This window comes from Vibrio sinaloensis (assembly GCF_000808535.1).
GTDB lineage: Bacteria > Pseudomonadota > Gammaproteobacteria > Enterobacterales > Vibrionaceae > Vibrio > Vibrio sinaloensis_D.
On record NZ_JWLV01000011.1, the window covers coordinates 20,077 to 30,678 of the forward strand.

General features: G+C 46.4%; 13 protein-coding genes. 9 read left to right on the forward strand and 4 right to left on the reverse strand.

Annotated elements, in window-relative coordinates:
* Positions 1 to 127: 127 nt before the first annotated feature.
* From RJ47_RS08665 to RJ47_RS08685, 5 genes are all read left to right on the forward strand, one after another.
* Entirely contained in the window at positions 128 to 502 is a 375-nt protein-coding gene (locus RJ47_RS08665) for a hypothetical protein (RefSeq protein WP_039483288.1), read from the forward strand.
* Positions 503 to 637: 135 nt separating this feature from the next.
* Positions 638 to 1,030 (forward strand): NUDIX hydrolase, encoded by a 393-nt coding sequence (locus RJ47_RS08670; RefSeq protein WP_039483291.1) that lies wholly within the window; start codon positions 638 to 640, stop codon positions 1,028 to 1,030.
* An 86-nt stretch (positions 1,031 to 1,116) separates the two neighbouring features.
* On the forward strand, positions 1,117 to 1,440 hold the full coding sequence (locus RJ47_RS08675) for a hypothetical protein (RefSeq protein ID WP_039483293.1): 324 nt from the start codon (positions 1,117 to 1,119) through the stop codon (positions 1,438 to 1,440).
* Positions 1,441 to 1,498: 58 nt separating this feature from the next.
* Positions 1,499 to 2,038 carry a GNAT family N-acetyltransferase gene (locus RJ47_RS08680; protein WP_039483296.1) on the forward strand — a complete coding sequence of 180 codons (540 nt, stop codon included), beginning with the start codon at positions 1,499 to 1,501 and terminating at the stop codon, positions 2,036 to 2,038.
* 9 nt (positions 2,039 to 2,047) lie between these two features.
* Positions 2,048 to 2,617, forward strand: coding sequence for a nucleotidyltransferase domain-containing protein (locus RJ47_RS08685; RefSeq protein ID WP_419831531.1), 570 nt, complete (start codon positions 2,048 to 2,050; stop codon positions 2,615 to 2,617).
* 168 nt (positions 2,618 to 2,785) lie between these two features.
* Here RJ47_RS08685 and ahpF read toward each other — a convergent pair whose 3' ends face one another.
* From ahpF to RJ47_RS08705, 4 genes are all read right to left on the reverse strand, one after another.
* A complete protein-coding gene (gene ahpF, locus RJ47_RS08690; protein WP_039483302.1) occupies positions 2,786 to 4,354 on the reverse strand; it encodes an alkyl hydroperoxide reductase subunit F in 1,569 nt (522 codons plus the stop codon).
* A gap of 162 nt (positions 4,355 to 4,516) precedes the next feature.
* Entirely contained in the window at positions 4,517 to 5,074 is a 558-nt protein-coding gene (gene ahpC, locus RJ47_RS08695; RefSeq protein ID WP_005374632.1) for an alkyl hydroperoxide reductase subunit C, read from the reverse strand.
* A gap of 222 nt (positions 5,075 to 5,296) precedes the next feature.
* Positions 5,297 to 6,259 carry a magnesium transporter CorA family protein gene (locus RJ47_RS08700; protein WP_039483304.1) on the reverse strand — a complete coding sequence of 321 codons (963 nt, stop codon included), beginning with the start codon at positions 6,257 to 6,259 and terminating at the stop codon, positions 5,297 to 5,299.
* A 94-nt stretch (positions 6,260 to 6,353) separates the two neighbouring features.
* Positions 6,354 to 7,196, reverse strand: a complete 843-nt coding sequence (locus tag RJ47_RS08705) for a LysR substrate-binding domain-containing protein (RefSeq protein ID WP_039483307.1) — start codon at positions 7,194 to 7,196, stop codon at positions 6,354 to 6,356.
* A gap of 102 nt (positions 7,197 to 7,298) precedes the next feature.
* Here RJ47_RS08705 and rimK point away from each other — a divergent pair, with 102 nt between their 5' ends.
* From rimK to RJ47_RS08725, 4 genes are read left to right on the forward strand one after another with little or no spacing between them, the layout of a single operon-like run.
* Positions 7,299 to 8,204 carry a 30S ribosomal protein S6--L-glutamate ligase gene (gene rimK, locus RJ47_RS08710; protein ID WP_005473885.1) on the forward strand — a complete coding sequence of 302 codons (906 nt, stop codon included), beginning with the start codon at positions 7,299 to 7,301 and terminating at the stop codon, positions 8,202 to 8,204.
* A gap of 5 nt (positions 8,205 to 8,209) precedes the next feature.
* Complete coding sequence (locus RJ47_RS08715; protein WP_038212306.1) at positions 8,210 to 9,238, forward strand: succinylglutamate desuccinylase/aspartoacylase family protein; 1,029 nt, start codon at positions 8,210 to 8,212, stop codon at positions 9,236 to 9,238.
* Positions 9,238 to 9,690: an ATP-dependent zinc protease gene (locus RJ47_RS08720; RefSeq protein ID WP_038187772.1), complete on the forward strand. Its 453-nt coding sequence runs from the start codon at positions 9,238 to 9,240 to the stop codon at positions 9,688 to 9,690. Before RJ47_RS08715 ends, RJ47_RS08720 begins: the two co-directional genes overlap by 1 nt.
* Positions 9,687 to 10,556 carry a mechanosensitive ion channel family protein gene (locus RJ47_RS08725; protein WP_005473928.1) on the forward strand — a complete coding sequence of 290 codons (870 nt, stop codon included), beginning with the start codon at positions 9,687 to 9,689 and terminating at the stop codon, positions 10,554 to 10,556. Before RJ47_RS08720 ends, RJ47_RS08725 begins: the two co-directional genes overlap by 4 nt.
* Positions 10,557 to 10,602: the final 46 nt, after the last annotated feature.

Sequence of the window (10,602 nt, forward strand, 5' to 3'; positions counted from 1 at the left end):
CTAAGCAATGCGTTAATTTTACTCGTGACTCAGATTAAATTATTGGATCTTAAGTCACAGCTTAGAAGCTCTGGAATCTATCTTTAACCCTATCTATAAGCGTTATACCACAAGGAGTATGAGGTAAATGAAACGGTATTTTAGCATTATGTCTATTGTTCTTCTGAGTGCTTGTGCATCTCAGAAGCCGAGTGATGTAAAAATGGATGTTTATACTAAGAGTCTGCCATCTGCAGAGGCATACCTTTTGCTCGCCGTTTACTATGCCGAAGAGGTAAAACCTGATTCAAACAAACTAACTGAGCTATTCGATAAAAAAGCCAGTGAACTGTGTACCAATGGGTTTAGTTTCGGGCGCAGCAAATCCAATCAGGTTGAAAAACTCGATTCAAACGAGCTGATCCTTTGGATTGCTGAGAAACATCGTAAGTTTGTTTCAAGTCATCGTCGTTTCGATAAAACATCGAGCAGTCAAAAGATGGTCACGTGCAATCCAGCATAAAGGTGGCTTAAACAAGGCGTAAAAAACGCTGATTGTTACCACTTTCCGTCCCTGTTGAGGTTAAAGATGAATGCTCCGCTTGGTCGGTGTAGTATGGACGACTTTGTTGGGCGTTAACACTAATAGGGATATTTGATGAAAGTGCACGAATGCGTATCTTTTATGTTGATCGACAATAACCGTGTGTTACTCGAAAAACGCAGCGAGATCAGAGAAACAGACGCAGGCATCGTGAACATTCCTGGCGGTCATATGGAAGGTGGTGAAAGCCAACGCCAAGCCTTGTTCCGTGAAATGGACGAAGAGTTGAATGTGAGCCCTGAATCCTACCAACATCTTTGTTCGCTTTATCATCCCACACGCGAGCTGCAATTAATCCATTACTATGTCGTTGACCGCTGGACAGGAGAAATTTCAGCCCAAGAAGCCGAGACCGTGCACTGGTATCCATTATCGTCAGCGCCTGTGGGTATTGATGCAGACAGATTGGCGATAGCAGAGTTTTTCAGAGTTGGGCGATACCTTTAAGTACCGTTGTGACAAACCATTTGAGGCAAAGTCTATAGCCACTCCGCTCGTTAACGGGAGCCGCTATTTTGGAGTCTAAATACCAGATGTATAAACTAGAAATCTTCTGTACGCCAGAGCAACAAGACCGGGTTTTAAGTACTCTACATGAGTCAGGCGTCGATAAAATTGGAAACTATGACCACTGCTGGGCCATCGGCTCCATGACGGGGTCTCACCGTGCTCTTGATGGCTCACAGCCGGTGTTTGGTGGTCAAGGTACAGTAGAAAACTACCCTCTGCTAAAAGTAGAAATCAACGTGGCAAAGCACCAAGTGAAACCTATTGTTGATCAGCTTCGAGTGTGCCTCGGTTGGGAAGAGCCTTTGGTCAATGTCTTTAAAGTGTACAACTCCGAGTTTGATCTTTGACGGCAAAATTGAGCGCCAGAAGCCCAAGCAACAGTCTTAATAAAATGCAGAGTATGAGATGGAAGTCGTAGCAGCAGAAAAATCGGATTTAGATTCGTTCTTTATTTACCTTGGAAATCAGTTGTCTGAAAACGGCAACGGAAAAAATCCGCTTTTCCAGCCAATATCCAGAAAACAAAAAGACGTATCAGATTCAACAAAAGATAAATTTGTCCAAGGGTTTTCCCATCAACTTGGCGAGGTGGGTTGGCGAAAACTTTGGCTAGTGAAAGATAGGTGCGGAAGTATCAAAGGTCATATTGATCTTCGCCACCATGAGGATACAAGCTGCTGCCACAGAGTGTTACTCGGTATGGGGGTAGACGCGACGTGTCGTAAACAAGGCTTGGGTCAAAAGCTCATTGGTACCGTTGTCGAGTATTGCCAACAACAATCAGGGATTGATTGGCTCGACCTTTGTGTCTTGTCAGCAAACACGCCCGCAAAGAACCTGTATCTTAAAGCTGGGTTCGATATTGTCGGTGAGTTCAAAGATCAATATAGAATCGATGGTCAGTCGGTCTCAGAGACGGCAATGACAAAGCTCGTCAAAAATTAGCCAGAACACATGGAGGACGTTGTGAGTTTAGAAAAGCGAAACTTAGAGTCGCTACCTTTGCAAAATGAGTTGGTTCAATCAGCGTGCGCGGCATTTATATCTGAAGATGACGTGGTTGCCGCTGTGTTGCTAGGCTCGCTGGCTGCAGGGAAAGGCGATCGAGTCTCGGACGCTGACATTCTAGTCTTTACTCAAAATGACTTTCATAAAGCGGCAAACTCATGCTTTTCCGTTTTCGAGAGTGATAAAGAAATCTTCTATCTACTGGATGGTTTTCACAATCACAATGCGTACTTTAAGAAATACATTTTCAATGACTTAACCAGTGCTGAAATCCACTGCTTAGATGTGAGTGAACCATTTTGTATCTCAAAGCCTTTTAAAGTGCTATTCGACAAAAATGACATCATCGAGCAGAGGGTAACGGATGCGCCCGCCCCAAAACATGAGGACTTTCCCGCCTATACCAACGGTGACGAAGGGCTGACTTGGGAGCTGTTTGATTGTATTAAGTGGATGAGCCGTGGAAATCATGAATTGGCAAAGCGCCATCTAAAGAAGCTTGTCGATAAGTTCTAACCAATCTTTCTCAATAGGCATTTTACTCCTACCAAACACCAAAAAAGCCAGCAGTGAATACCTGCTGGCAATACTTTGGGCTTCCAGTTTTTATTTTAGTTGTTCTCGTCGAATTCTACGGTGACCCGATGGATTTTGTTCAAACCCTCACCGTTTATTCTGCGAAAATTAACCTTGCTTACGGATTAGGTAGTCAAATGCGCCTAAGCTTGCTTTTGCACCTTCACCCATCGCAATGATGATCTGTTTGTAAGGAACGGTGGTTGCGTCACCCGCTGCGAATACACCTTCTAGGCTAGTTTCACCACGGCTACCCACTTCAATCTCGCCGCGTTCAGACAGGGCGACTTCTGAATCTTTTAGCCATTCTGTGTTGGGTACTAGACCGATTTGAACAAAGATACCTGACAGTTCAATCTCTTTGATTTCATCTGTGTTGCGGTCTTTGTACTTCAAGCTTGTTACGCGAGTACCGTCGCCCACTACTTCTGTTGTTTGCGCCATCGTGATGATGTCTACGTTTGGTAGTGAGTTCGCTTTGTCGATAAGCACTTGGTCAGCGCGAAGTACGTCGGCAAATTCAAGAACCGTTACGTGCTCTACGATACCAGCAAGGTCGATAGCCGCTTCGATGCCTGAGTTACCACCACCGATAACCGCAGTTTTCTTGCCTTTGAACAGTGGACCGTCACAGTGTGGGCAGTACGCGACACCTTTGTTGCGGTACTCTTGCTCACCCGGAACGTTCATTTCACGCCAGCGTGCACCAGGGCTTAAGATGACACTCTTACTCTTCAGCGTTGCGCCGCTCTCAAGTTGGATGTGAATCAAACCATCTTCTGTGTGTGCTGCGCCCATTAGCTTCTCAGCTTGTTGCTCCGTTACTACGTCTACGTCGTATTCTTTTAGGTGCTGAGCTAGGTCAGTTGCCAGTTTTGGACCTTCAGTACGTTTTACCGAAATGAAGTTCTCAATTGCCATGGTGTCCATAACCTGACCACCAAAGCGTTTAGCAACAACACCAGTACGAATACCTTTACGAGCCGCGTATAGAGCCGCTGCGCTACCACCAGGGCCACCGCCGACAACAAGTACGTCGTATGGATCTTTTTCGCTCAGTGCTCTCGCCGCTTTCTCGCTCGCGCCGTCATCCACTTTGTTGAGGATTTCAGTTAGAGACATACGACCTTGACCGAATAGCTCACCATTCACGAATACGCTTGGTACGGCCATGATGTCGCGTTGTTTCACTTCATCTTGGAACAAACCACCGTCGATCATGGTTGCTTTTACTTTCGGGTTGATCGCCGCCATCATGTTGAACGCTTGAACCACGTCTGGACAGTTTTGACACGACAGTGAAATGAAGATTTCTACGTCTAGATCTTTGTCTAGTGCCGCGATTTGCTCAATCACTTCTGGTTCTAGTTTGATTGGGTGACCACCAGAGTGAAGCAGTGCCAATACTAGAGAGGTAAATTCGTGACCCATTGGCAAGCCTGCAAAGCGCAGTGCTGTGCCTTTTTCAGGGTTGGTTACCGCCATCACGGGTTTACGTGCGCTTGCGTTGTCGTCACGTTCAACGGTGATGAGGTCGCTCATCTCTGCGATTTGGTTAGCGAGAGAGAGAATGTCGTTTGATGCTTTGCTTTCATCTAGGCTAACCACTAAACGTACTTCTTGTTTTACATTAGCCAGATATTGTTTGAGTTGTTGTTGGATCGCTTGGTCTAACATAGTGAATCATGCCTTACTTAAATGGTTACTCTGGATAAAATTGAGCGAGGGGAGAGCAAACCAGGCCGAAGGTCGTCAAAGTATCTAACCTGGAATGCTCTCTAATTTAGACGCTAAGCTAGCTAGGAACTCAATGCGTGCTTAGCGTGTGCTATCAGTGGCTTAGATTTTGCCAACTAGGTCTAGAGATGGTGCTAGCGTCTCTTCACCTTCTTTCCATTTAGCTGGGCAAACTTCGCCTGGGTGTGCTGCTACGTACTGAGCTGCTTTCACTTTGCGTAGTAGGTCTTCTGCGTCACGACCGATACCTTCAGCAGTGATTTCCATTGCTTGGATAGTACCTTCTGGGTCGATTAGGAACGTTGCACGGTCTGCAAGACCTTGACCTTCACGCATCACACCGAAGTTGTTTGTGATGTTGCCTGTTTGGTCGCCAAGCATGTAGTACTGGATCTTGCCGATTGTGTCTGAGCTGTCGTGCCATGCTTTGTGAGTGAAGTGTGTGTCAGTTGATACTGAGTAAACTTCTACGCCACGTTTTTGTAGCTCTTCGTAGTGGTCTGCAAGGTCGCCCAGTTCTGTTGGACATACAAACGTGAAGTCTGCTGGGTAGAAGAAAAATACTGCCCATTTACCTAGAACGTCTTGTTCTGTTACTTCAACGAATTCGCCGTTTTTGTATGCTGTTGCTGCAAATGGTTTGATTTGAGTGTTAATCATTTTTACTTTCCTCTGAATGTATTAGGCTGAGCCGTTTCTTGCTTTCGGAAAGTATATTCTCATCGGATTGTGTCTAAGGAAAATCGCTTGTATCTATCCTATTGATAGCCAATTCCTATTTCACTTGATAGGCGATTTCGATGTAAAGGGAAGGTTAATAGGGAAAGTAATGCCGAAATAGACCAAAACGATAGGTCGCTTTGGTCTATATGTGAAAAGAGCTTATAACCAGCGTTTGCGTCTAAATACGTAGAGAAGCGATGTCGCCATAATCGCCATCACGCCCCAAAGCATAAAGTAACCATGCTTAAAGGTGAGTTCAGGGATGTATTCAAAGTTCATTCCGTAAATGCCAGCAACAAAGGTCAGTGGGACAAAAATCGCTGAGACGACCGTGAGCAGCTGCATGGTTTTATTCAGCTGGTGTGAGCTCAACGAGATGTAACCTTCAATCAAGTCACCGCACAAGTCGTAATACATCGATGTAAGGCTTTCTAATCGGTCAAACTTATCAAACACATCGCGCAGGCTGTGCTTAATGTCTGCATCCTCTATATTGATGTAAGCAAACTCTTCCGTCATCAGTTGGTCGACCAACTTAACGTGGTAGGACTGAATACGATGTATTTTTCGTAAGTGGGATTTGAGCAAAATGAGGCGGTGCATTAAGTCATCATTGGACTGAGTGAGCATCCCATCTTCAAGGTCACTGATTTCATCTTCTGCCTCAAGAACCGCGTCGGTATAGCGCTGCGCAGACGCATTCATGATTTTGCTCAGCATTAAGCTCGGCGAGCGCAGATACTTAGACAATGAACGGTGTTTCGCTAACGCTTCGATACCAAATGAGTGTTCGACGCGACGCGTAATTAAGATGTTCTCACCCACAAAGCATCCAAGTGCCATGGTTTTGATGTCTAGATGCGTCTCGACATTGCTAAACCCACGGTAGAGAACGAAAGTATAGTTCTCGAATTCCTCGACTTTTGGCGGTCTGCGATCGCGCTGTGCATCTTGAATCGCAAGTGGGTGGCAGCCAAGATTGAGTAGCAGTGACTCTTCCTCTTTCAATGGTTCTTTGTAGAGATCTATCCATATTTGGCCACCTTGACGGCGCCATTGTTCAATCAGTTCCTGACCACCTTCGGTCAACTGGTCATCCTTGAGATAAAACGCTTTGAGCATTCTGGAACTCCTTTTTGATCACAACTGTGATCAATTTCTGTGTTTAGCTACAGTTGATAAAAAAAATCGAACAACTACTTATATAAAATAAACATTATCTAATGCTGTAAGGGAACAGCATCAGCGAATCTTCAATTAATTCTCTTTTATGGCTATTGGCTAAGTATATGGCATGAATGTCACGCTGAAAGGTTGGCGTATTCGGCACAAGATAAAGTTGCTGTTTACGCAGTTGAGTAAAGCACATTTGGCGCGGTAAGTAAGCGGTCCCCCCGGCTTCTAAAATAAATGACATGGCCGTATTGGGTTGACTCATATGGTGAACCGGCGAAAGGTTTTTGCCGAAATGATGTAAAAACGCCGCGTTGATGGTATCTCCGTAGTCAACCATGACGAAATTATCGATGTCGGTTACCTGCTTGATTGGGTCTGTGCTGACCAAGACCAAAGGTACCGTGCACAGTTTCTTCGAAATTATTTCGTCGGTGTAGGGGGGCTCGAACAGAAAGCCGATATCCAAAATCCGATTGAGCACTCGTTTACGAAGTTCGACCGAAGAGTAGGTGTGAGTGTAAAGGTGCACATCGTCAATATTGCGGTGAAGCTTTTGCAGCCAGTCGTGCAACACCATGTCCCAGATGGACATCATCGCGCCAAGAAAAAGCTGCGAACCATCGCTGTCAGTGACGCCAACCTCTTGTTTTAACTTGTGCCACATGGCCATCATGTCATTGGCATGCTTGACCAGCTTATCCCCTTCTGCGGTCAGTTTTAGGCGCTTGTTCGAGCGGTCAAACAGCAACACCCCGAGCTCATCTTCAAGCTGTTTAATCCGCGAGCTGACTGCGGCTTGCGTTAAATGAAGGTTTTGCGCGGACATACGAATATGCAGCGTATGACTGACGTCGATGAAGGTTTTGAGCAGCTCAATTTTCATGATTTTGATAAATTTTTTCGAACAAACTGTAAGAAATATATAGTTTTATTTATCTCTTAACAACTACTACATTTTCCCTACAAATCCATAGGGAGAGACAAAATGAAAATCGCCATCTTATCGAGAAATCAGAATCTATATTCAACCAAACGTCTAGTTGAAGCGGGCATTGCACGCGGTCATGAAGTGGATGTTATCGACACACTTCACTGTTACATGGACATCACTAGTAGCCGCCCAACGGTGCGCTACCAAGGTAACGAACTGCCATTGTATGACGCTGTGATCCCACGTATTGGCTCTTCGATTACCTTCTATGGTACGGCGGTGGCAAGACAGTTCGAGATGATGGGCACATTTAACGTCAATGAATCTGTGGCGATCAGCCGCTCGCGCGATAAGTTGCGCTCTTTGCAGCTACTGTCTCGTAAAGGCGTCGGACTACCTAGAACCGGTTTTGCGAGCAAACCTGACAACATTAAAGACCTTATCAAAAATGTCGGTGGCGCCCCTTTGGTGATTAAGTTACTCGAAGGTACCCAAGGCATTGGTGTGGTACTGGCTGAAACGTCAAAGGCTGCGGAGAGCATCATCGAAGCCTTTATGGGTTTGAAAGCCAACATTTTGATTCAAGAATACATCAAGGAATCAGGCGGTGCGGATATTCGCTGTTTGGTGATTGGCGGACGTGTCGTCGCGGCGATGAAGCGTCAAGCGGCAGAAGGGGAATTTCGTTCTAATTTGCATCGTGGTGGCTCGGCAGAAGTGATCCGTTTAACCAAAGAAGAGCGTGAAACGGCAGTCAGTGCGGCCAAAATCATGGGGCTGAATTTCTGTGGTGTGGATTTGCTTCGTTCCAATAATGGCCCAATGGTGATGGAGGTGAACTCGTCTCCTGGTCTAGAGGGCATCGAGAAAGCAACCAACTTAGACGTGGCGGGCAAGTTGTACGAGTTTATTGAAAAGAACGCCAAGTTTAACGCCAATAAAACCCGTGGTAAGGGGTAACAAGTATGTCAGAGCTCCGTATTGGTACACACACAATATTGCCCGGTCAACGTACCAAAATTGCCTTGCCCGTGGCGAAGTTGTACACCGACGCTGACGTTTCTTTGCCGGTATACATTATTCGCGGCAAACGTGAAGGCCCGACAATTTTTGTCAGTGCCGCCGTCCATGGTGACGAACTGAATGGCATTGAAATTGTTCATCGCATTATCAATATGAAGCGTTTTAAGGTGATTCGAGGAACGGTGATTTTTGTGCCAATGGTGAATGTGCATGGTGTGATCCACCAAAGCCGCTACTTGCCGGACCGTCGTGATCTCAACCGTAGCTTCCCGGGTTCACCGAAAGGCTCCCTTGCGGCGCGGGTGGCAAACATATTTAAAACCGAGATCATCGATAAGTGTCAGTACGGTATAGATCTGCATACCGGTGCCATCCACCGAACCAACTTGCCGCAAATTCGCGCCAATGTGGAAGATGAAGTCACCGCGCAGCTGGCGAATGCGTTTGGCGCACCAGTGGTACTGCATTCGGAAGAGATTGATGGCTCGTTGCGTGATTGTGCCGCGAACTCGAATACTAAAGTGCTGGTGTACGAGGGTGGCGAAGCGCTGCGGTTTGATGAAACCTCGATCCGCATGGGAACACGAGGTGTCATTCGAGTCTTGCGTCATCTCAACATGGTGAGCAAAAGTCGTCGACTTCGTGATGTACCTGAGCCGGTGATTGCGCGTGGTAGCCAGTGGGTGAGGGGCAGTGCGAGTGGTATTGTTAAACACCGTTACCAGCTGGGAGACTACGTGAAAAAAGGCGATCAGCTCGCAACCATCAGCAGTGCCTATGGCGAAGAGTTAGCGGTAATCCTCGCGCCAAGAACAGGGGTCATCATTGGTAAGCAGAACATTCCCTTAGTTCAAGAAGGGGAAGCGATGTACCACATTGCTTACTTCCATGAAGATGAACAGACCATTGCCCAGCAAATTGACATGCTGTCTGAGGATGTGGCCTCACGAGAAATTAAGGAAGGTATGTAATGGCAACCAGTAGCAAAGATAAAGTCATTATTGGACGTCTTGAAAGCATTTCATTGCCCGATCTTGGCATTGAAAACCTGACCGTTCGGGTCGACTCCGGTGCTCAGACGTCCTCGTTGCACGTCGATAATATTACGTTGATCACCATACACGGTAAGCCAGGTATTCAGTTCGACATTCACCCCGAGGTTCACAACGTTGATAAAGTGGTGCGCTGTAAAGCCGAGCTGTATGACCTACGCAAAGTAAAATCTTCGAACGGTGTTTCTGAGCAGCGCTATGTGATTGAAACCAATGTGAAATTGGGTGGGTTAGAGTGGCCAATCCAAATCACCTTGACCGACCGCTCTGACATGACGTACTTGATGCTGCTTGGTCGTCAAGCGATGGGGAAAAAGTTCCTTATTGATCCGTCACAAGTATTCTGCGGTGGGAGTGCTAAACAGATATGAATGCGTTTGATACGGCGATCTCTTGGTTAGAGATGACGCTTTTTACCTTTAATGAACAACCGGTTACCTTGTGGGCTATTTTAGCGGTGCCGACTTGGGTGGTGGTCAGTTTATGGGTTTCAAAACTCATTATTAAAGGCGTGTGTGCTCGCCTAACCTCATCCGGCAAGGACCCGAACATTGTCCACTTGATTGAGCGCGTGTTGTTTGTTGTCGCCCTTGCGGTCATTTTCCTGACCACTTTGTCGATGCTCAATATCCCGATTACCGCTTTTGCGTTTCTCTCGGGTGCGATTGCAATCGGCTTTGGTTTTGGTGCGCAGAACATCATTAACAACTTCATCAGTGGTTGGATACTGATAGGCGAAAAGCCCATTCGTATTGGTGACTTCCTTGAGGTTGAAGGGGCAAAAGGGACAGTGGAACAAATCAACACGCGTTCTACTCGAATTCGACGCGTCGATGGCGTCCATATGTTGATTCCTAACAGCAAGTTGTTGGAAAACACGGTGATCAACTGGACCTTACGCGATAAATTGGTTCGTGGCTCTGTAGTCGTGGGTGTTGCCTATGGCAGTGATGTACGCTTGGTGGAGACCCTGATGCGGGAGATCACGTCAAGTAACCCTAAGGTGCTGAAAACACCCGAAATGGCGGTGTTCTTTCAGGACTTTGGTGACAACGCGTTAATTTTTGAAACCTTCTTTTGGATAAATTCTCAAGTGGAAGGGGGCGTTCGTGCAGTGACCAGTGAGATTCGTTTCGCCATTGATGAGGCGTTTAAACAGCATGAAATCACTATCGCCTACCCGCAGCGGGATATTCACTTAGATGGTGCGATTAAAATTGTACGCGAGCGGCGTTAATCTGGGTTGTTTGAATGGGGAGCGTGGTGCTCTAATGCCGATCAGT

What these genes read in the sequence shown, in the direction of transcription:
- ahpC (WP_005374632.1), bottom strand. Translation starts at nt 5,074, where the DNA reads ATGATTAACACTCAAATCAAACCATTTGCAGCAACAGCATACAAAAAC.
- RJ47_RS08715 (WP_038212306.1), top strand. Translation starts at nt 8,210, where the DNA reads ATGTCAGAGCTCCGTATTGGTACACACACAATATTGCCCGGTCAACGT.
- ahpF (WP_039483302.1), bottom strand. Translation starts at nt 4,354, where the DNA reads ATGTTAGACCAAGCGATCCAACAACAACTCAAACAATATCTGGCTAAT.
- RJ47_RS08685 (WP_419831531.1), top strand. Translation starts at nt 2,048, where the DNA reads ATGGAGGACGTTGTGAGTTTAGAAAAGCGAAACTTAGAGTCGCTACCT.
- rimK (WP_005473885.1), top strand. Translation starts at nt 7,299, where the DNA reads ATGAAAATCGCCATCTTATCGAGAAATCAGAATCTATATTCAACCAAA.
- RJ47_RS08720 (WP_038187772.1), top strand. Translation starts at nt 9,238, where the DNA reads ATGGCAACCAGTAGCAAAGATAAAGTCATTATTGGACGTCTTGAAAGC.
- RJ47_RS08700 (WP_039483304.1), bottom strand. Translation starts at nt 6,259, where the DNA reads ATGCTCAAAGCGTTTTATCTCAAGGATGACCAGTTGACCGAAGGTGGT.
- RJ47_RS08725 (WP_005473928.1), top strand. Translation starts at nt 9,687, where the DNA reads ATGAATGCGTTTGATACGGCGATCTCTTGGTTAGAGATGACGCTTTTT.
- RJ47_RS08665 (WP_039483288.1), top strand. Translation starts at nt 128, where the DNA reads ATGAAACGGTATTTTAGCATTATGTCTATTGTTCTTCTGAGTGCTTGT.
- RJ47_RS08670 (WP_039483291.1), top strand. Translation starts at nt 638, where the DNA reads ATGAAAGTGCACGAATGCGTATCTTTTATGTTGATCGACAATAACCGT.
- RJ47_RS08680 (WP_039483296.1), top strand. Translation starts at nt 1,499, where the DNA reads ATGGAAGTCGTAGCAGCAGAAAAATCGGATTTAGATTCGTTCTTTATT.
- RJ47_RS08705 (WP_039483307.1), bottom strand. Translation starts at nt 7,196, where the DNA reads ATGAAAATTGAGCTGCTCAAAACCTTCATCGACGTCAGTCATACGCTG.
- RJ47_RS08675 (WP_039483293.1), top strand. Translation starts at nt 1,117, where the DNA reads ATGTATAAACTAGAAATCTTCTGTACGCCAGAGCAACAAGACCGGGTT.